We start from the raw sequence: 19,822 nt of genomic DNA, 5'->3' as shown, positions 1-19,822 counted from the left end.
CCAGCGCGTCGTCGCCCGAACGGCGCGAGCGCCCGCGAGGGGACCGCGCGCTACCCCGTGTAGATGTCCACCACCATCCGCACCGGGTCCCGCAGCCACGTCACGCGGTAGGGCCGGACCTGGTCGAGCCCGATGCCGATGTCACTGATCCCCTCGAACCCGCCGAGCAGGCGGGCCTCGCGGAGTGCACGGAAGCCGTCCGGCACGATGCGCCGCGGCCCGGAAAACGGCGGCTCCCCCGCGGGCTCCCCCGTCTCCCACGCGGCGTAGTGGATGTGGATGAAGGCCCCTCCGGTGAACGGCGGGTGGACCCCCTCCCCCGTCTCCTCGTTGCGGACGAGGTCGACATAGGCCGCCTGCCAGCCGGGGACCGGGCCCGCACCGTTGAACTCGAGCACCACCCGCTCGTAGCACGCCGCGCTGCCGACCCTCATCGAGTCGCCGGTGACGGTGCTGAGGTTGCGCAGCGGGTTGCTCCCGGAGGCCTGGTTCGAGGTCGTCCCGAGGGCCGGGCAGGTGCCACGCCGCACACCGAGGGTGTCGACCGTGTCACCGTCCCAGTCCCCGACGAAGACCGCATCGCCCTCCCGGCCGAACACGGCCTGACGGTCGGCCGGCCCGCCGCCCAGCGTGTCCTTGAACAGGTAGAGCGCACCGCGGCGCACCGCCAGGGAGTCGTCGGAGTCCCCGTCCCAGTCGCCGACGAGGACCCTGTCGGAGACGTGCCCGTAGGCCAGGACGTGCTCGGCGGGTCCGGAGCTGGTCGCGTTCGACACGTAGTAGTGGTTGCCGCGCCGCACGGCGAGGGAGTCCATGCCGTCGCCGTCCCAGTCCCCCACCAGGGTGACGTCGTTGGCGGTGCCGTAGGCGAACGTGTGGTCGGCGCTGCCACCGCTCAGGCTGTTGCTCACCAGGTAGAGGTTCCCGCGGCGCACGGCGAGGGTGTCCATACCGTCGCCGTCCCAGTCACCGACGAGGACCTCGTCATCCGCGCGCCCGTACGCGACGGTGTGATCCGCCGGACCGCCCGAGTGGGAGTCGTGGAGGTAGTACTGGTTCCCACGGCGCACCGCGAGGGAGTCGACACCGTCGCCGTCCCAGTCACCCGAGTACGCGCGGTCGCCCGGCCGTCCGAAGAAGAGGTGGTGGTTGGCCGTGCCGGACAGGGCGTCGTTGAGGAAGTACTCGCGACCCGAGCCGCCGATCTCGCCGCCCTTGGCGTGAGCCGTGCCCGTCATGCCGACCGCGCCGAGAAGCACGACGACGGTGGCGGCTACGAGATGGGATGTGGTCGTCTGACCTGTCGAGGAGCGCATCGCCGCTTCCCCTCTCAGTTGAGGTGGCCGCGGCCCTCCGATGGGCACGGGCCCACGGACGCCATGGTATGACCGCGCACATCGCCTGCGGAAGGCCTGAGGACGTCGGGCCGACGGCCCCGTCCGCTCGTCCGCCCTAGACGTCGGCCGGCAGGTGGTCCTTGGCGTCGTCGTAGCCGACCGTGCCCGGCGCGCTCGTCGGCGCGTAGACCACCCGGATGACACCCGTCGGGAACACCTCGGTCGACAGCACCTGGAGGTGGTAGGGCGTCGCGCCGTCGTCGAACAGCCTGCGGCCCTTGCGTGCGGCGACCGGGTGGACGAGCAGGTGCAGCTCGTCGACCAGGCCGGCGTGGAGCAGCTGCTGGACCACGGAGATCGATCCCGGGATGAGCACCTTCGAGATGCCCCGGTCCGCCCCGAGCGCCGTGACGGCGGGGACGAGCTCGCCCTCGAGCAGCTCGGAGTTCCGCCAGGAGAACTCGAGGGGCTGACGTGAGACGACGACCTTGCGCGTGTCACCGAGCTGCTTGGCGAACGACGCGTCCTCCTCGCCCGCGGTCTCGCGCTCGGGCCACGCCCCGGCGAAGCTGTCGTACGTCTCGCGACCGAGGAGCAGGACGTCGCAGCCGCTGTAGTCCTCGTCGACCGCACGCCCCATGTGCTCGTCGAAGTACGGGAAGTGCCAGTCGGGATCCACCTCGGCCACTCCGTCGGCCGAGATGAACAGCGTCGAGACGATCCGTGCCATGGTGCGCACCTTTCCGGTCAGTGGTGATGGGCACGCCTATGGACCTCGCCCACGCCGGAACATCATCGACCGCGCTGCCCGCGAGCTACTCCTCGAGGCGGAACCCGACCTTGAGACCGACCTGCACGTGCCGGACCGCACCCTCCTCGATGTGTCCCCTGATCTCGGTCACCTCGAACCAGTCGAGGTTCCTCAGGCTCTGCGACGCTCGCTCGACGCCGTTGCGAATCGCCTGGTCGACACCCTCCGAGGAGGTGCCGACGATCTCCGTCACGCGGTACACGTTGTCATCCATGACCCTATCGTGACGCAGATCACACCCGGCGTCGAGTCCCGGGCTCACTCGTCGCCGAGCACCTCGTCGAGGGTGTGTCGCCCGATGGCGCGGATGACCTCGTCGTCGTCGGACATCACGACCATGGCGGTGGCGATGCTCAACGCCCAGCCCTTGGCGCGCCGCCACGTCGCCTCGTCGTAACGGTTCGCGAGCAGGGTGCGGAACCGCGCCCGTCCGACGGCGTCGAACGTCATCCAGGCGGTGGCGAGGTCGGTGGCCGGGTCACCGGCGGTGAGGTCCCCGAAGTCGATGACCGCCGCCAGCGCGCCGTCGTCGTCGACGACGAGGTTGTGCGGGTGCAGGTCCCCGTGGATCCACGTCGCCGGTCCTTCCCAGGGGGAGGTGGTGGACAGCTCGCCCCACAGCGCACCCACCTCGTCCCGGCGTGGCAGGCTCGCCGCCGCGAGCCGTCCCCGCACGGCGTCGTCCCTGCCGGCCAGCGGCATGGAGCGCACCGGGTTGTCCGGTGCGTCGGGCGGGGCGGGCACGTGGAGGGCGCGGACGACGACGGCGACCGCGTCGGCGAGTCCGGTGCGGGCCGCGGGTGCGACGGTCGCGGCGGACCGGCCGGCGACCCAGGGGACGACGGACCACGGCCACGGGTACCCGGCCGCCGGCCGCCCGACCCGGACGGGCACGGGGAGCACGACGTCCGACACCGCGCCCACCCGCTCGGCGAGGGTCGGGAGCCACCGCTGCTCCTTCTCGACGAGCCGCGCCGCGACGGTCCGACGCGGGAGCCGCACGGCCAGGTGGTCACCGAGTCGCCACACCGTGTTGTCCCAGCCGTTGCTCTTCGGCCGGAGCGGCAGGCGGGCGAGGTCGGGGTGCTGGTCCACGAGCAGCCGCCGGACGAGGTCCTCACCGACGTCGACCTCGGCAGCCGGCGTGTCTGGCATGGCGTGCAGGCTATCCGTGGGTGGCCGCGTGGCCGGCACTTGCCGGGAGGTCCGGGGAGACGGTTCGATGCACACCCCACCACCGCCGAAGGAGGGCACCCGTGCCCGTCACGAGGTCCGGCATCGCCTACGACCTGACCGCGGGCGCGCGTCCGGCGGTGCTCTTCCTGCACGCCGGCGTCGCCGAGGACGTCAGACGCATGCAGCGGCGTGCGTTCGAGGTGGCCGAGATGCTCGGCGACCTCGAGGAGCTCGAGCTCGACCCGCCGGCCCTGGAACGGCCCGGCGAGGTGCTGGCCCCGACTCTCCTGCTCGTGGGCGGGCACGACCTCGAGACGACGACCGACGCTGCGGCCCGGGTCGCCGCCGAGATCCCGGATACCCCGGCGATGACGTGGGAGGACGTCGCCCACCTGCCGAGCCTGGAGCAGCCGGAGAGGTTCACCGCGCTGCTCCGGCAGTGGTTGCGTGACCGGACGGACGGCTGAACGGCGCGCCGCTAGCCGGGGAGCGTCTCGGAGGGACTCGTGGCCACATGCTCGCCTCGACGGCGCAGCGCGTACCCCAGGGCCGCCACCGCCAGGGCCACACCCCACAGCGGCCACAGGAAGGTCGGTCCGAAGGCGGCCCAGTCGGCGATGGCGTCGATTTGGGCGGCCTCGCCGAGCACCTGGCGGATCATCGAGAGACCGGCGGGGACGAGCACGGCCGCGACGAGCCCCGCAGGGACCACCGCTGCGGCCACCGGGACCGGCCGACCGGCCAGCCTGGGCACCCACCGCGGGAAGACCTCGCCCCACCGCTGAACCAGTCCGAGCGTGAGCACGGCCCCGATCAGCGCGAAGGTGCCGAGCCAGACCCCGGCGAGCAGCTGCCCGGAGCTGCGTGCCACCTCCCAGTCGGCGCGGTCGAAGCCGAGCGGGTGGACCATCCAGGTGTAGCGCGTGAGGGCGTAGGCGACGGGCGGGACGACGGCGACGACGACGGCGGCGCGGCCCCAGCGCGCCGCTGCCTCGGGACGCGCCCAGGCGGGGACCCGGACGGGCCGGCCGCGGAGGTACTGGCGCACCGCACCGCCCCACAGCAGGACGCCGAGGACGACGAGCGCCTCGACCAGGACCCCGACGTCGAGCGCGGCGACCAGACTCCCCCGGATCTCGTCGTCGAACGGCGCGAGGACGAGGAGGAGTGGCAGGTAGCCGATGAGCGCGAGGAGCTCCGTGCTGAGGGTCAGCAGCACGGCGGTAACCGCGGCGACGGCACCGGGGACGATGAGCACACGTCGTGCGGCTGTGGCCCTCTCCCGGTCGGCATCCGCCATGAGCGCGGCGGTGGCGGCGAGGACGAGGGCGAGCCCCGCGACGACGACGAGGAAGACCGACCGCGGCAGCACCCCCGCGAGGGTGTGCTCGGGGACGGGGTGCCGGTCGGCAACGGCGAGGTCGACCCCCGCGACGACCACGGCCAGGGAGCCGAGAGCGACGAGGGTCCAGTACAGGGCGGCTGTGATGGTGGTGCGCATCCCTCCACGGTGCTCGCCGTCGAGCAGCCGCGGATCCCCTGCCGGGGGGAACGCGCCCGTCGGCACTCCCCCGGGCGAGGGAGCGCCGCCTCAGCCCCGCCCGGGCCGGACGAATCCCGACTCGTAGGCCAGCACGACGGCCTGGGTGCGGTCGCGGACGCCGAGCTTGGCGAGGAGGTTCCCGACGTGGGTCTTGACCGTCTCGCGGCCCAGGAAGAGCTCGGCCCCGATCTCGGAGTTCGAGCGGCCGGCCGCCATGAGCCGCAGGACCTCCGCCTCACGCGCGGTGAGCCCGGCCCGTCCGACGCGGTCGTCACCGGTGCGGCCCGGCGCCGCGGCGACCAGCCGGCGCAGCGCGTCGGGGAAGAGCAGGGCGTCACCACGGGCGACGATCCGGATCGCGTGGAGCAGCTGGTCGGGGTGGGACCGCTTGAGCACGAAGCCCGCGGCCCCTGCCCGCAGCGCCTCGAGCACGTAGTCGTCGTTCTCGAAGGTGGTGACGACGAGGACCCGCGGCGGGCGCGTGCCCGCCCGGTCCGACCGGGTGAGCAGGGCGCGGGTGGCCGAGATGCCGTCGAGCCCCGGCATGCGGACGTCCATGAGGACGACGTCGGGCCGGGTCGCGGCGACGGCGTGCGGGACGTCCGCACCGTCGGCGACCTCGCCGACCACCTCGAGGTCGGGCTCGCCGTCGACGATGACCCGCAGGCCGCTGCGCACCAGCGCCTCGTCGTCGACGAGGAGTACCCGCACCGTCATGACGGTTCCAGCGGGAGGTGACCACGAAGGCGCCACCACCCGTCCTCGTCGTCCCACGTCAACGAGCCACCGAGCACCTCTGCTCGCTCACGCATGCCGGTCAGGCCCCGGCCCGTCCGGCCTCGGGTCTCACCGGCGAGCGCGTTGGTGACGCCGAGCGAGAGCCCGTCCGCCTCCTGCGCCACGGCGATCTCGACGGGTCCCGCCCCGTGGCGCAGCGCGTTGGTCAGCCCCTCACGCAGGATCGCGTACGCCGCGCGCGACACGGTGCCCGGGACGGCGTCCGGGACGTCCGCGGGGAGCACGGAGATCTCGACGCCGGCGGCCCGTACCTCCTCGACGAGTGCGGGGACGTCGTCCAGGGTGCGGTCCCGGGCAGCCGCCGCGGAGGGTGGCGGCGGTCCTTCCGTCCGCAGTGCGCCCAGCACCCTGTCGAGCTCGGCGACGGCGCCCCGGCCGGTCGCGGCGATCGCCGCGAGCGCGGACCGGACGAACTCGGGGTCGCGGTCCAGGGCGCGCTGCGCCGCCGCGGCCTGGAGGGTCGTCACGGTGAGTGCGTGGCCCACGCTGTCGTGGAGGTCGCGGGCGAGGGCGTTGCGAGCGGCGAGCTCGCGCTTGTCCGCCTCGAGGCGGGCGATCCGCTCCCGGGGTGACGGGCCGAGCAAGGGAGCGGCGCAGGCTCGGAGCAGTGCGCGCAGTCCCCACATGACGTAGGGCGGCACGAGCACGAGGAGAGCCGCCAGCACGACCGCGAGCACCGCGGGCACGTCGATGAGCGGGCCGAGGGCGCCGTCCAGCCGCGTCGCGCCCAGGTGCCAGGCGACGAGGCTGACGGCGAGCGGGATCGCGACGAGGAGCGCGAGCGTCGCGACGGTACCGGCCGCCAGGTGGAGCACGAACCACGCCGCGCCGCGTGCGGTGGCGCCCACTCCACGTCCCGGGTCCTGCGGGAGGTCGACGTCGAGCAGGGTCCTGGCCGCGGTGGCCTCGAGCAGCCGGACCGGGTGGAGGAACGGGGGCAGGAGGACGATCCCGGCCGTGACGACGACGAGCGCGGTGACCACCGGCACCGAGATCTGCGGGTCGCGGTACATCTGCGCGAAGCCCGTGGCGAGCAGCCCGTAGGCAGCGGCCACGACGCCGCCGACGACGAGGTGGACCCCACAGCGCAACGTCGCTGCGCTCGCCAGGGGCCGCAGGGGCGCGGGCAGGGCCATGACGGCAGTGTGCCAGCAGGGCACGCCACCACCGTGGGCACTGTGGGTGCGCGTCAGCCGAGCCGGGCGCCCGTGGAGACGACGACGTCACGCGCCGGGGCGAGGCGTTCGACGGTGCTCATCCGGTTGAGGAGGCGAGCGAGGCGGACGGTCCGGTTCGCGGACCGCCGGCGCCGCACGTCGTACCGGTGCAGCGCGGCGGGCAGGTCGGTGGCGTCGGCGACCGCCTCCGTCAGGGCGACGGCGTCGAGCAGGCTCTCGCACGCGCCTCGCCCGAGGTTGGGCGCCATGGCGTGCGCGGCGTCACCGACGAGGGCGACGTTGCCGCTCACGTAGGACGTGAGCGGGGGCAGGTCGAGGAGGCGGCGCTCGTCGACGGCCTCGCCGTCGAGCGCGTCGAGCACGGCCCGGACCTCGCGGTGCCAGCTCCCGTAGAGCGCCCGCAGCACGGCGACCTCGCCGGCATCCCGGCCGAGCTCGGTGAGGACGGACGAACGGACGGCGGCGAACCAGTTGGTCCTGCCGCCGTGCTGCGGCGTGATCCCGAAGAGGCGTGAGCGCCCCCACGTCTCGGTGACACCGCCGACCTCACCCGGCACCGTCCCACGGAAGGCGACGGTCCCCAGCGGACGGGGCGCGACTCCGAACAGGGCGGTGCGGACCGTGCTGTGGACGCCGTCGGCAGCGACGACGAGGTCCACGCCGCGCAGCTCGCGCGCATCCCGGACGGGCGTGTCCCACCGCAGCGTCCCGGGTGGCAGGCCCCCGCGAAGGGCCGTGAGCAGGTGGGGCCGCGAGACGAGACGGGCGCCGCGGCGGGTGGAGATGCGGGCGATCTCCCGGCCGTCGGGGCGCAGGATGCGTCCACCGCGCTGCTCGACGGACGCGGCCCGGACCGTCTCGCCGGCCCCGAGCCGGTCGAGCGCGAGCATCGCCTCGGGCCACATGCCCAGGGCGGTCCCGCTGGTGGGGTGGGCGGCCGAGCGCTCGCGCACCTCCACCGCCCATCCCGCGGACAGGAGTCCACGAGCGACCGCGAGGCCGGCGATGCCGCCTCCGACGACGACGGCAGCTCCGCGCACGGCGCCTCCTCGGTCACATGGGTCGGGACCAGGAGGACGCTACGCCGGTGCCCGCGCCGCGCACAGCCGTCAGCAGTCGTCGTCCGCGGTCGCGTCCCGCGCCGCGCACAGCCGACGGTGGGTGTCCCGCGCCGTCAGCCGCAAGCGATCTCCGGGTCGCAGCACGGTGCGCGCACGGGCGCGTACGCTCGACCCACAGCGAGGAGGCACCGATGCGAGCGACCCGCACGACGATCATCCTGCTGACCGGCCTGCTGCTCCTCACCGGCTGCTCGTGGCCGACGCTCGGCCCGTCCGTCCAGACCCTCGCGAAGGTCGAGGGGTGGCGCCCCGGCCTCGAGGAGGACGCGTTCGCGGTCCTCGAGATCGCCTACGACGACGCCACCGCGCGAGCCCTGTGGGAGGAGAACGTCCCCGCGGACCTCCCGAGGCGTGAGGGCACACCCCTCGAGGCCGGCGTGTTCGGCGAGCTCGGAGACGTCGACTTCGCGGAGCAGGTCGTGGCCCTCTACTCCTCGGGCCAGTCCGGCAGCTGCCCGGGATGGGTGAGGGACGTCGACCACGACGGCGCCGGCACGGTCGACGTCACGCGGGCGGAGGACATGCGCGGGGGCGACGGGTGCACCGACGACTACAACGCCTTCCGGGTCGTCGTCGCGCTCGACCGGGAGGACGTCCCCGACAGCGCCGACCTCCCGGGGGTCACCGGCACGGTGGACGGACTGGCCGTCCTCACCCTGGTGGTCGGCGAGTACCCCGTGGCCCCGTAGGTCCGGGTGCTCACGGCCCCGGCACCGAGAGCCTGACCAGCTCGGTGTCCTCCGCCGCCTCGACGTACCCGGGGGTGTTCTCCGGCACGTGCACCGCCTCAGTGGCCCCGACACCCCGTGCAGTCGCCCACCGGACGACTCGTGCCACATCCGCCGCACCGTCATCGGGCAGTGCCTCGACCTGATGCGGGCACCGTCATCGACACCCGAGGGACTTCGCGGCGGGGCGATGAGAATCGCCCTCGTCCCCGGTCGGTACGGGTGCTGGTCGACGCCCCCGAAGGAGACACCCATGCCCGGCCTCCAGGTGAAGTCACCTGCGGCGCTCATGGCGCACACGCGCGCCCAGCGCACCGCGATGGCGCAGCTCCTCACCGACCTCACCGAGACGCAGTGGCAGTCCCCGTCGCTGTGCCGCGGCTGGACCGTCGGGCACGTCGCCGCACACCTCACCATGCCGTTCCGGGTGACGGCCACCCGGCTCGGACGCGAGCTCCTCCGGGCGCGGTGCACGGTCGACCGCGCCCTCGACCGGATCGCCAGGGAGGACCTCGCCGAGCTGGGGCGGGAGGGAGTCCTCGCGAGCCTGTGGGCCAACATCGACCACGCGTGGACACCGCCCGGGGGTGGCCCCGTCGGCTCACTTGCCCACGACGTCATCCACGGGCTCGACATCACCGACGCCCTCGGCCTGCCGCCCGTGTCACCGCCGGAGCGGGTCGCGGTCGTCGTCGAGGAGTCACGCGACAGGCTCGCCCGGTTCGGCGTCGACCTGGCCGGTTACCGGCTCGAGGCCAGCGACGTGGACGTCACGGTCGGGCAGGGCGGGACGCGGTGCCTGCTCCCGGCGGCGCAGATCCTGCTCGTGTGCACGGGGCGCCGCTCGGTGGCCGAGGCCGTGGCCCGGGCACGTCACGAGAGCGTCTGACGTCACGCGCTACGGCCGTCGGCGAGCGTCTCCCGGGCGACGAGCCAGGCCCCACCGGCCAGGAGCGTGATGACGCCCGAGACCCCGAAGGCGACACCGAAGCCGAACGTGTCCGCGAGCGCGCCGGCGAGGACCGGGCCGAGGATCGCTCCGGCGTCCTGGGCCATTTGGAAGCCGGCGAGCACCTTGCCCCCGCTGCGGTCGTTGCCGACGACGTCCGCGACCGTCGCCTGCTGGGCCGGGTTGAGCAGACCCGCCCCCATGCCGGCGAGGGCCGAGACGACGAGCACCACCACGATGTTCCCCGAGAGCCCGAGGGCCGCGGTGAAGACGCCGTTGACGAGCAGTCCCGCCATGACGAGGGGCCGCCGACCGCGGACGTCGGCCTGGCGCCCGGCGACGTTCAGCGCCAGCGCGTTCCCGACGGCGAAGACGGCGAGCGCGGCTCCCGCTGCCCAGGGCCCCGCGTCGAGCGCCGCGGCCGCGAACAGCGGCAGCAGCGCCACCCGCACCCCGAAGTTCGACCAGCCGTTGGCGAAGCCGGAGACGAGCGCCGCACGGAAGGCGCTGTCGCGCAGTGCCTCGGCCAGCTGCATCGGGGGACTCTCGTCGTCGCGGCCACGGACCGGTCGCGCGCCCGCGTCCGGGAGCAGCCGCCACACGACGCCGGCGGCGAGCAGCAAGGCACCGGCGTAGACGAAGAACGGCACCCGGAGCCCGAGCTCGGCGAGCAGCCCTCCGATGACCGGTCCCCCGATGTTGCCGACGAGGAAGGCCGTCGCGTAGAGCGAGGAGGCCCGCCCTCGCGCCGTCGGTGGCGCGAGCCTCACGATGAGGCCCATGGCCGAGACGGTGAACATCGTGGAGCCGATGCCGCCGAGCCCGCGGAGGACGATGAGCTGGCCGTAGCTCTGCGCGAGTGCCGTGGCGACGCTCGAGGCCGCCACGACGAGCAGCCCCGCGAGGTAGATGCGTCGCTCCCCGAGGCGGGTGACGAGCGCGCCGCCGGCGGGGGCGAACAGCAGGCGGCACACCGAGAACGCGCTGACGACGAACGCGGCGGCGGCGACGGAGACGTCGAAGGAGCGGGCGAACTGCGGCAGGACCGGCGCGACCAGTCCGTACCCGAGGGCGATGAGCAGCGCCGCCCCGGCGAGCACCCAGATCTCCCGCGGCAGGGCTGGACGAGGTGAGGACGGTGGGGACATTGCCCGCCCAGTATCTCCCGCCGCCGACCGGGCTCAGGTCCGCGGCTCGCACCCCTCGGGCTGCGTGGGCTCGGCGCGCAGCGGTGCCGGGTCGCGCAGCGGCACCCGGACCGCCTCGGTGCCGACGTCCACCCGGGCGCCGTCGACGACGACGGCGACGGGCCCGGTGCCGTCGAGCAGCGTCAGCACGGTGCCCGCGCGCGTCGTCTCCACCCGGAGTAGCGCACCCCGCCAGGTCACGTGGTAGCTCGTCCGGGTGATCCCGGTGGGAAGGAGCGGTGCGAGCTCGAGGAGGTCGCCGTCCTCACGGAGACCGCCGAGTCCCGCGACCAGACCGAGCCAGGAACCGGCGATGGAGGCGAGGTGCAGGCCCTCGGCAGTGTCGTCCTGGACGTCGCGCAGGTCCACGAGCGCGGCCTCCCGCAGGTAGCGCAGGGCGAGGTCCGGATGCTGAGCCTGCGCGCAGACGACTGCCTGCGCCGCTGCCGACAGGGAGGAGTCACGCACGGTGCGGGCCTCGTAGTACTCCAGGTCCGCGGCGACCTCCTCGTCTGTGAAGTCCTCGCGGCACCACCACAGCGCCAGGACGAGGTCGGCCTGCTTGACGACCTGGCGGCGGTAGAACTTGGCGTAGTGCTGGTGCTCCTCCACAGGGTAGGAGTCGGTCTTGTCGGCGAAGCGCCACTCCCGGTACGCCGTGAAGTTCTCGTTCGCGGGGTGCACGCCGCGGTGCGCGTCCCACGGGACGTGGACGGCGTCGGCGGCCGCACGCCACGCCGCCAGCTCGTCGTCGGTGACCCCCATGGCGCGGGCGGCCTCGGGGGCGGAGTCGCACGCGTCAGCGGCCCGGATGAGGTTGCGCCGGGCCATGAGGTTGGTGAAGACGTTGTCGTCGACGACGCCCGTGTACTCGTCCGGCCCGGTGACTCCGAACAGGTGCCAACCGCCGTCGGCGTCCTCGTGCCCGATCGACATCCACAGCCGCGCGGTCTCGACGAGCACCTCCCGTCCACCGAGGGTGTCCAGGCTCTGCCCGGTGACGTTGGACCACAGCCAGAAGGCGCGTGAGACGTCCGCGTTGACGTGCACGGCCGCGGTGCTCGCCGGCCAGTACGCGGACGTCTCCTGACCGTCGATCGTGCGCCAGGCGAAGGTCGCGCCCAGCCACCCCAGCACGTCGGCCCGCGCTCGTGCCGCGTCGAGGGTCGACGCCCGCCAGCGCAGCATCCGCGCGGCGGACTCGGGAGCGAGCAGCGTGAGGAGCGGCAGGACGAAGCCCTCGATGTCCCAGAAGGTGTGGCCGTTGTACCCGGCGCCGGTCAGCCCCTTCGCGCCGGTCGGTGCGCCGCTGATCTGTGCGGACGCGCAGAAGAGCTGGAAGAGGTTGTACCGCAGTGCCTGCTGCAGCTCGTCGTCGCCGTCGACCTCGACGTCGGCCCGCGACCAGAACTCCTCGAGGACCCGTCGCTGGTCGCCGAGGAGCCGCTCCCAGCCGCCGTCGCGTCCCGACCGCACCACGGCGACGGCACGCTCCACCATCGTGTCGGCCGTGGCGTCCAGCGACCAGGTGTAGCCGAGGGTCTTGGTGAGCGTGAGGGACCCGCCCGCGTCGAGCGAGGCGACGGCGGTGGTGACCACCCGGTCCTCCTCGCTCTCGGTCTCCACCGCCGTCGCGCCGTCGACGTCGTGCTCCACGGAGGCGCCCACCGTGATCCCGCTGCGTCTGGTCCGCACCGCCAGCGTCCCGCCGGTCGGCCCGGCGTGGCAGGCGAGCACCGCGAAGGGACGGTCCAGCGCCTCGGCGACCCGGGGGTCGTCGCTCTCGACCTCGGGTGGACGGACGCCGAGCGCGAGCTCGGAGCGCACGACGACGTGGGCGGGCCCGTCCAGCGCGCGCACCTCGTAGCTGATCGCGCACACCGACCGCTCGGTCAACGAGACCAGCCGGCGGGAGCGCAGCTCGAGCATCGTCCCCGAGGGCGCCCGCCACCGCATCAGCCGGTCCAGTGTCCCGGTGCGCAGGTCGAGCACCCGCTCGTGGAGCTCGGCACGCACCTGCCGGACGTCGAGCGGGGCGCCGTCGACGACCAGCTGCACCGGCGTGCCGTCGGGCACCGCGACGATCGACTGTCCATCCCGGGGATGCCCGTAACCCCCCTCGGGGTAGACCAGCGGGTGCGTCTCGAAGACCCCGGAGAGGAAGGTGCCGCGCTCGACGCGCGGGTCGACCTCGTCCAGGGTGCCGCGGATGCCGACGTAGCCGTTGGAGACGCTGAAGATCGCCTCCGCGGCACCGAACGTGTCCGGGTCGACGCGGGGCTCCCGCACCGTCCAGGGCGCGACGTCGAGGTCGGGTGCGCTCATCGCCGTGCAGCGGGCCGCCGGGGAGTCACGGGGTGGGCGAGCCGCCGGTGACGGCGAGCGTCTCCCCGACGACGTAGCTGGACTCCGGCGAGGCGAGGAACACGTAGGCCGGGGCACACTCGGTGGGCTGGCCGGCGCGTCCCAGCGGGGTCGCCTTGCCGAACTCGGGCAGGTCCTCCGTCGGCTGGCCGTGCGAGGGCTGCAGCGGGGTCCAGAACGGGCCCGGCGCGACGGCGTTGACCCGGATGCCCCGGGGAGCCAGCTCCTGGGCGAGCCCCTTGGAGAAGTTGTTGATCGCCGCCTTGGTGGAGGCGTAGTCGAGCAGCGGCGGGGACGGCTGGTATGCCTGCACCGAGGTCGTGTTGATGATCGTCGAGCCCGCCGGCAGGTGCGTGACGGCGGCCTTGGTCACCCGGAACATCGCGAGCACGTTCGCGTGGAAGGTCTCGACGATCTGCTCGTCGGGGGTCTCCTCGAGACTGTCGTTGGCGATCTGCTTGGCGGCGTTGTTGACGAGGATGTCCAACCCGCCCAGCTCCGCGACGGCGCGCTCGACGATCTCGCGGCACACCGCCGGGTCGGTGAGGTCGCCCGGCAGCTGCAGCGCGCGGCGCCCGGACTCGGTGATGATGCGGGCCACCTTCGCCGCGTCCTCCTCCTCGGCGGGCAGGTAGTTGATGGCGACGTCGGCCCCCTCCCGGGCGAAGGCGACGGCGACCGCTGCCCCGATGCCGGAGTCGCCACCGGTGATCAGCGCCCTGCGACCCTCGAGCCGGCCGGTGCCCCGGTAGGAGAACTCCCCGATGTCCGGCTGCGGCGTGATCTCCGCCTGCAGACCCGGCTCCTCCTGGGTCTGCTCGGGCGGGGTGACCTCCGGGTAGCGGGTGACCGGGTTCTGGAACGTCAGCTGGTCGGTCCGGGTGGTGTCGGCGTCGTCGGAAGCCACAGGTCTCTCCTTCGCTGCTGCGTGGTGGGGCCCGTCCAAGTCTGCGAAGCCATCACCGGACCCGCATCCCGGCGGACTCCTCGACCCGGGCCCTTGGTCACTGAGCGGGCGCCGCGCGCGGATCTACCGTGGGACGACAGCGGCAGAGTCGTCGCACAGCAGTGGCGACCTCGCCGTCGGTCCGAGGTGACGAGGTCTGCCATGAACGGGAACCGACGCCCAGTACTCCGTGCCACCGTCCTGACCGCGGTCGCGGCGCTCCTCCTGACGGTGCTGGTCCCGGCGGCGGCCCACGCCTCCGGTGAGAGCCGCGGGGAGATCGACCTCGTCCTGCCGGAGCTCGCGTCGACGACAGTGCTCGGTGGGATGGCCGGGACCACGCTCCTCGCGGTCGGACTCGTCGTCTGCGCCATGGGCATGGCCTTCGGCGCGGTCGTCTACCTGCAACTGCGCCGCCTGCCCGACCACCCCTCGATGGGGCAGGTCGCCGCGCTCATCTACGACACGTGCAAGGCCTACCTCGTCCAGCAGGGCAGGTTCCTGCTGCTGCTGTGGAGCTTCATCGCCACCGTCATCATCGTCTACTTCGGGGTGCTGGCGGACCTGGCGTGGGGCAGGGTCGCCGTCGTCGTCGCCTTCAGCCTCGTCGGGATGGCCGGCTCGTACTCCGTGGCCTGGTTCGGGATCCGGGTCAACACCCTGGCGAACTCCCGCACCGCCTTCGCCGCGCTCGGCGGGCGCCCGCTGCCGGTGCACCGCATCCCCATGATGTCCGGCATGTCGATCGGCATGGTGCTCATCAGCCTCGAGCTCATGATGATGCTCGTCATCCTCCTCCTCCTGCCTCGCGACATCGCGGGGGCGTGCTTCATCGGCTTCGCCATCGGTGAGTCGCTCGGCGCGGCTGCCCTGCGGATCGCCGGTGGCATCTTCACCAAGATCGCCGACATCGGCTCCGACCTCATGAAGATCGCCTTCCGGATCAAGGAGGACGACGCCCGCAACCCCGGTGTCATCGCGGACTGCACCGGCGACAACGCCGGCGACTCCGTCGGACCCAGTGCCGACGGCTTCGAGACCTACGGCGTCACCGGTGTCGCGCTCGTCACCTTCGTCCTCCTGGCCGTCACGGAGCCGGGGATGCAGGCCGCCCTCCTCGTGTGGATCTTCGCGGTGCGGATCACGATGATCCTCACCTCCGCGCTGAGCTACCTCCTCAACGACGCGGCCGTGCGAGCGCGGTACTCCCACACGGACCGGTTCGACTTCGAGCGACCGCTCACCTCGCTCGTGCGGCTCACCTCGGTGCTCTCCATCACCGCGACGTTCGCGATCAGCTGGGTGGTCCTCGCCCCGCTCGGCGCCGGTGCGCTGTGGTGGCAGCTCGCCCTCATCGTCTCGCTCGGCACCTTCGCCGGTGCGCTCATCCCCGACATCGTCCGCGTCTTCACCTCGACCCGCTCCCGCCACGTCCGCGAGGTCGTCAAGAGCTCGCGGCAGGGTGGGGCCTCGCTCAACATCCTCTCCGGGCTGGTGGCCGGGAACTTCTCCGCATACTGGCTGGGGATGACGGTGGTCGGACTCATGGGCGGCGCCTACCTCGTGGCGGAGCAGGGCCTGGCCGCCCACATGGTGGCGCCGGCCGTGTTCGCCTTCGGTCTCGTCGCCTTCGGCCTCCTGTCCCTCGGCCCCGTGACGATCGCCGTGGACTCCTACGGGCCGGTCACCGACAACGCCCAGAGCGTCTACGAGCTGTCCATGATCGAGGACCTGCCCGGTGTGGAGGAGGAGATCCGGCGCGACCTCGGCGTCGTCGTCCGCTGGGAACGGGCCAAGGAGATGCTCGAGGAGAACGACGGCGCCGGCAACACCTTCAAGGCGACGGCCAAGCCGGTGCTCATCGGCACCGCCGTCATCGGCGCCACGACGATGATCTTCTCCATCATCATGGCGCTCACCGACGGCCTCACCACGGGGCTGGGCAACCTCTCGCTGCTGCACCCACCGTTCCTCCTCGGGCTCGTCGCGGGCGGGGCCGTCATCTTCTGGTTCACCGGGGCCTCGATCCAGGCCGTGACCACCGGCGCCTACCGGGCGCTGGAGTTCATCCGCCAGACCATCCGGCTGGAGCCCGGTGCCACCCGCGCCAGCAACGAGGACTCCCGCAGGGTGGTGGAGATCTGCACCCAGTACGCGCAGAAGGGCATGCTCACCATGTTCCTCGGCGTCTTCTTCGCCACCCTCTCCTTCGCCTTCCTCGAGCCCTACTTCTTCATCGGCTACCTCATCTCCATCGCCGTCTTCGGGCTCTACCAGGCGATCTTCATGGCCAACGCCGGCGGCGCCTGGGACAACGCGAAGAAGATCGTCGAGGTCGACCTGCACGCCAAGGGCACCGCCCTGCACGACGCGACGGTCGTCGGGGACACCGTCGGCGACCCGTACAAGGACACGTCCTCGGTCGCGCTCAACCCGGTCATCAAGTTCACCACCCTGTTCGGGCTGCTCGCCGTCGAGCTGGCCGTCTCGCTCGCGGCGCAGGGGCACCGCACCCTGGTCCTCGTCCTCGCCGGCGTCTTCTTCGCCGCGGCGACGTACTTCGTCCTCCGGTCCTTCTACGGCATGCGGATCGGCCGGTCGCTGACCGACGAGGGCGCCGCGCTGGAGGAGGTCCCGCCCCCGCCGGACGAGCTCGGCGAGGCCCTGGACACCGTCGACCTGGACCTCCTCGAGCTGACCGAGGACGTCCCGGTCCCGGGCAGGTGAGCCGTGATGACCGTGGCCGTCCGCCTGAGCGGCACCGAGATCACCGACGACGGTCGCGTCGGGGGTCACGACGCGGGCGCCACCCTCGTACGGCGGCTGCTGCGGGTCTTCCCCGGCAGCCAGGTCGTCGGTGAGCAGGCCCGCGAGGGCCAGGGCTTCACGGTCGTGCCGCTGGAGGAGGTGCGGGGCGCCGTCGTCGTCAACATGGACGTGCTCGACTCACCGTCGCTGTGGCACACGCTGCACCGGCACGACCCCGAGCCGAGGTTGATGAACTTCGTCTGGTGGCACCCCTCGATGTACGACCACCCCGTCGAGCTGTCCTCCCTCGCCCTGTCCTGCGCGCTCTTCCCCACCTTCTGCAACTCCGAGCGCACGGCCACGGAGGTCCGCGAGACGGTGGCCGCCTGGACGGCCCCGCACCTGTACGAGCGGACCCGCACCGCGTGGGTCAACCTCGGCGTGCGGCTCGAGCACGCGCAGCCGCGCCGGGAGCCGCCGGTGCCCGTCGTCCTCTACCCGGCGATCTCCCTGGCGGAGCGCAAGCGGCCCGAGCTCTTCCTCCGGGTGGTGGAGCGGGTCGCCGCCCGCACCCCGATCCGCGTCGAGGCCCGGCTGGTGGAGGCGCACCTGGTGAGCGAGGGCGCGATGGCGCTGTCCCGGCACGACTGGTCGTGGGTCGGCCCACTGACGGCGAGCCGCCAGACCTACTGGGAGCACCTCTCCCGCACGACGGCGTTCCTCGCGACCGCGTGGGAGGAGTCCTACGGCCTGGAGTACGTCGAGGCGCTCGTCGCGGGCGCGGTCGGGGTGTTCCCCGACCGCCCGTGGGTCTGGGCGATCGTCCCGCCGAGCTACCCGTTCGTCTACCGGGACGCCGACGAGGCCGAGGCGATGCTGCACCGGGCCGTCACCGACACCGCCGCATGCCGCCGGGAGATGGACCGCGCGGCGGGTGGTGACCTCCAGGCCTGGCTGTGGGCCCGGCACGACGACGACGTCTTCGACCGCGCGGTCCGGCACTGGGTCGCGGAGTGGTTCCCTGCCCCCTAGTCCGTCGCGGCCCGGATCGCGTCGGCGGCACGGATGAGGCCGAGGTGGCTGAAGGCCTGCGGGAAGTTGCCCGCGAGCCTCCCCGCCGTCGGGTCGTACTCCTCGGCCAGCAGTCCGAGGTCGCTGGCATAGCCGACGAGCTGGTCCATCAGCTGCTGCGCCTCCTCCACCCGGTTGCTGTGCGCGTACTGCTCGACCAGCCAGAAGGCGCACAGGAGGAAGGGGTACTCCTCCCCCTCCAGCCCGTCCATGCCCGCCTCGGTGCGGTAGCGGTGGACCAGTCCGTGCTCGTCGACGAGGTCCTGCTCGATGCGCGCCACGGTGCCGAGCATGCGGGGGTCGTCGTAGGCGAGGTACCCCGTGTGCGGGAGCTGCAGCAGCGAGGCGTCGACCTCCGTGGTGTCGTAGGTCTGGGTGTAGGAGCCCAGCTCCGCGTCGAAGCCGTGCTCCTCGATCTCCTCCTCCAGCTGGGCGCGCAGCTCGCGCCACCGCTCGACCGGTCCGTCGTGGCCGTGCTCCTCGACCGCGCGGACACCACGGTCGAACGCCGCCCACATCATGGCCCGGCCGTGGGTGAAGTAGTGCGGGTCACCGCGCATCTCCCAGATGCCGTGGTCCTTGCGCTCGAGGTTGACCTCGCAGTACTGCAGGAGGCTCTTCTGCAGCCCCCAGCTGTACTCGTCCTCCGGGACGCCGGCCGCCCGGAGCTCGTGGAGGGCGATCATCACCTCACCGACGACGTCCGCCTGGTACTGGTCGGCTGCGCCGTTGCCGATCCGCACCGGGCGCGAAGCCTCGTAGCCGGCGAGGTGGTCCAGCTCGAGCTCGGTGAGCTCACGCTCGCCACCGAGGCCGTACATGATCTTGATGTCGTCGGCGTCGCCCGCGACGGCGCGCAGCAGCCAGTCCCGCCACAGCGACGCCCCCCTCGTGAGGCCGTGGCTGAGCGCCACCTCGATGGTGAAGGCCGCGTCCCGCAGCCAGGTGTAGCGGTAGTCCCAGTTGCGCACCCCGCCGAAGTCCTCCGGGAGCGACGCGGTGGGGGCCGCGACGATTCCTCCGGTGTCGATGTGGGTGAGGGCGCGCAGCACGAGCAGGGAGCGCAGCACGACCGGTCGGTGGTCGGTGTGCACCTCCAGCGCGGAGGCCCAGTCGGACCAGAACTCGATCGCCTCGGCCAGCGCCTGGTCCGCGTCCGGCGGCTCGGGCGGCTCCTCGTAGGACGGGAACCAGGTGAGGTCCCAGTCGAGGGACTCGCCCTCGCGGAGCACGAAGGTGCCCGCCAGCCGTGGTGCACGTCCCCCCTCACCCTGACCGTCCCGGTGGGCGCCGGGCTGCGCGGAGGAGGCGTCCGCGTCCTCCGGGGACCGGTCCCGGACGTCGTCGTCTTCTTCCGACCCGTCCGGCCAGTGGAGCATCGGCCCGGTGACGAGGATGCCGTCCGGGCCTGCCAGTGAGAGCAGCGCGGTCGTGCCGTCCTCGCGCTCGATGCGCCGCGTCCACGGCGTGGCACGCGCGTAGTCGAAACGCAGGCGCAGGTCGTGCTCGACGGTCACCTCCCCGTCGAGGCACTCGACACGCCGGACGAGGTCCCCCTGGCTGGTGCTCGGCGGAAGGAAGTCGGTGACCCGGGCCCTTCCTGTCGGGGTCTGCCAGGTGGTCTCCAGCACGAAGGTCTGGGGCAGGTACCGCCGCTCGACGACCTCCCCGTCGACGGCCCGCAGGAGCCAGCGACCGTCATCCTCGTCACCGAGCAGGGCACAGAACACCGCCGGGGAGTCGAACCGCGGGAGGCAGAGCCAGTCGATGCTCCCGTCCCGGGAGACGAGGGGCCCGGTACGGAGGTCGGACAGGAGGGCGTACTGCTCGAGGGGGGTGCTCATCGCCACCCATTCCAGCCGAGA

General features: G+C 72.9%; 18 protein-coding genes. 5 read left to right on the top strand and 13 right to left on the bottom strand.

What is annotated here, in order from left to right; translation table 11 throughout:
- Nucleotides 1-50: 50 nt before the first annotated feature.
- The 4 genes from VR894_RS00395 to VR894_RS00380 form a co-directional block, all read right to left on the bottom strand.
- Nucleotides 51-1,238 carry a hypothetical protein gene (locus VR894_RS00395; protein WP_324649317.1) on the bottom strand — a complete coding sequence of 396 codons (1,188 nt, stop codon included), beginning with the start codon at nucleotides 1,236-1,238 and terminating at the stop codon, nucleotides 51-53.
- Between the two features lie 214 nt (nucleotides 1,239-1,452).
- Nucleotides 1,453-2,067: a dihydrofolate reductase family protein gene (locus tag VR894_RS00390; protein WP_324649316.1), complete on the bottom strand. Its 615-nt coding sequence runs from the start codon at nucleotides 2,065-2,067 to the stop codon at nucleotides 1,453-1,455.
- An 85-nt stretch (nucleotides 2,068-2,152) separates the two neighbouring features.
- A complete protein-coding gene (locus VR894_RS00385; RefSeq protein ID WP_324649315.1) occupies nucleotides 2,153-2,362 on the bottom strand; it encodes a dodecin in 210 nt (69 codons plus the stop codon).
- Between the two features lie 44 nt (nucleotides 2,363-2,406).
- The gene (locus VR894_RS00380; protein WP_324649314.1) at nucleotides 2,407-3,303 is read right to left on the bottom strand and encodes an aminoglycoside phosphotransferase family protein; all 897 of its coding nucleotides are present in this window, start codon (nucleotides 3,301-3,303) and stop codon (nucleotides 2,407-2,409) included.
- 101 nt (nucleotides 3,304-3,404) lie between these two features.
- Here VR894_RS00380 and VR894_RS00375 point away from each other — a divergent pair, with 101 nt between their 5' ends.
- A complete protein-coding gene (locus VR894_RS00375; RefSeq protein ID WP_324649313.1) occupies nucleotides 3,405-3,791 on the top strand; it encodes a hypothetical protein in 387 nt (128 codons plus the stop codon).
- Between the two features lie 11 nt (nucleotides 3,792-3,802).
- On the opposite strand, the gene VR894_RS00370 is transcribed toward VR894_RS00375, so the two are convergent.
- The 4 genes from VR894_RS00370 to VR894_RS00355 all read right to left on the bottom strand — a co-directional run bounded on the left by VR894_RS00370 (nucleotide 3,803) and on the right by VR894_RS00355 (nucleotide 7,883).
- Complete coding sequence (locus VR894_RS00370) at nucleotides 3,803-4,825, bottom strand: hypothetical protein (RefSeq protein WP_324649312.1); 1,023 nt, start codon at nucleotides 4,823-4,825, stop codon at nucleotides 3,803-3,805.
- 90 nt (nucleotides 4,826-4,915) lie between these two features.
- Nucleotides 4,916-5,584: a response regulator transcription factor gene (locus VR894_RS00365; protein ID WP_324649311.1), complete on the bottom strand. Its 669-nt coding sequence runs from the start codon at nucleotides 5,582-5,584 to the stop codon at nucleotides 4,916-4,918.
- Entirely contained in the window at nucleotides 5,581-6,801 is a 1,221-nt protein-coding gene (locus VR894_RS00360; protein WP_324649310.1) for a sensor histidine kinase, read from the bottom strand. Before VR894_RS00360 ends, VR894_RS00365 begins: the two co-directional genes overlap by 4 nt.
- A 53-nt stretch (nucleotides 6,802-6,854) precedes the next feature.
- The gene (locus VR894_RS00355; RefSeq protein WP_324649309.1) at nucleotides 6,855-7,883 is read right to left on the bottom strand and encodes an FAD-dependent monooxygenase; all 1,029 of its coding nucleotides are present in this window, start codon (nucleotides 7,881-7,883) and stop codon (nucleotides 6,855-6,857) included.
- Nucleotides 7,884-8,095: 212 nt separating this feature from the next.
- On the opposite strand from VR894_RS00355, the gene VR894_RS00350 reads away from it, so the two are divergent.
- Nucleotides 8,096-8,653, top strand: a complete 558-nt coding sequence (locus VR894_RS00350; RefSeq protein ID WP_324649308.1) for a hypothetical protein — start codon at nucleotides 8,096-8,098, stop codon at nucleotides 8,651-8,653.
- Nucleotides 8,654-8,663: 10 nt separating this feature from the next.
- Here VR894_RS00350 and VR894_RS00345 read toward each other — a convergent pair whose 3' ends face one another.
- Nucleotides 8,664-8,801 (bottom strand): hypothetical protein, encoded by a 138-nt coding sequence (locus tag VR894_RS00345; protein ID WP_324649307.1) that lies wholly within the window; start codon nucleotides 8,799-8,801, stop codon nucleotides 8,664-8,666.
- A 144-nt stretch (nucleotides 8,802-8,945) separates the two neighbouring features.
- Between VR894_RS00345 and VR894_RS00340 the strand changes: the two genes are divergently transcribed.
- On the top strand, nucleotides 8,946-9,581 hold the full coding sequence (locus tag VR894_RS00340; RefSeq protein WP_324649306.1) for a maleylpyruvate isomerase family mycothiol-dependent enzyme: 636 nt from the start codon (nucleotides 8,946-8,948) through the stop codon (nucleotides 9,579-9,581).
- 2 nt (nucleotides 9,582-9,583) lie between these two features.
- On the opposite strand, the gene VR894_RS00335 is transcribed toward VR894_RS00340, so the two are convergent.
- The 3 genes from VR894_RS00335 to VR894_RS00325 are packed head-to-tail and all read right to left on the bottom strand — an operon-like array spanning nucleotide 9,584 to nucleotide 14,099.
- Complete coding sequence (locus tag VR894_RS00335) at nucleotides 9,584-10,789, bottom strand: MFS transporter (protein ID WP_324649305.1); 1,206 nt, start codon at nucleotides 10,787-10,789, stop codon at nucleotides 9,584-9,586.
- Nucleotides 10,790-10,822: 33 nt separating this feature from the next.
- Nucleotides 10,823-13,153 carry a glycoside hydrolase family 65 protein gene (locus VR894_RS00330; protein WP_324649304.1) on the bottom strand — a complete coding sequence of 777 codons (2,331 nt, stop codon included), beginning with the start codon at nucleotides 13,151-13,153 and terminating at the stop codon, nucleotides 10,823-10,825.
- Between the two features lie 25 nt (nucleotides 13,154-13,178).
- Nucleotides 13,179-14,099 carry an SDR family oxidoreductase gene (locus VR894_RS00325; RefSeq protein ID WP_324649303.1) on the bottom strand — a complete coding sequence of 307 codons (921 nt, stop codon included), beginning with the start codon at nucleotides 14,097-14,099 and terminating at the stop codon, nucleotides 13,179-13,181.
- Nucleotides 14,100-14,300: 201 nt separating this feature from the next.
- On the opposite strand from VR894_RS00325, the gene VR894_RS00320 reads away from it, so the two are divergent.
- The gene (locus VR894_RS00320; protein ID WP_324649302.1) at nucleotides 14,301-16,865 is read left to right on the top strand and encodes a sodium-translocating pyrophosphatase; all 2,565 of its coding nucleotides are present in this window, start codon (nucleotides 14,301-14,303) and stop codon (nucleotides 16,863-16,865) included.
- A 6-nt stretch (nucleotides 16,866-16,871) separates the two neighbouring features.
- Complete coding sequence (locus VR894_RS00315) at nucleotides 16,872-17,918, top strand: glycosyltransferase family 1 protein (RefSeq protein WP_324649301.1); 1,047 nt, start codon at nucleotides 16,872-16,874, stop codon at nucleotides 17,916-17,918.
- On the opposite strand, the gene VR894_RS00310 is transcribed toward VR894_RS00315, so the two are convergent.
- Nucleotides 17,915-19,816, bottom strand: coding sequence for a glycoside hydrolase family 15 protein (locus VR894_RS00310; RefSeq protein ID WP_324650028.1), 1,902 nt, complete (start codon nucleotides 19,814-19,816; stop codon nucleotides 17,915-17,917). The two genes, VR894_RS00315 and VR894_RS00310, sit on opposite strands and share 4 nt — an antisense overlap.
- Nucleotides 19,817-19,822 lie beyond the last annotated feature (6 nt).

Source organism: Georgenia sp. H159 (assembly GCF_035607575.1).
GTDB lineage: Bacteria > Actinomycetota > Actinomycetes > Actinomycetales > Actinomycetaceae > Oceanitalea.
The sequence above is the reverse complement of the archived record's forward strand: the minus strand, read 5'-3'. Positions and strand labels throughout refer to the sequence as shown.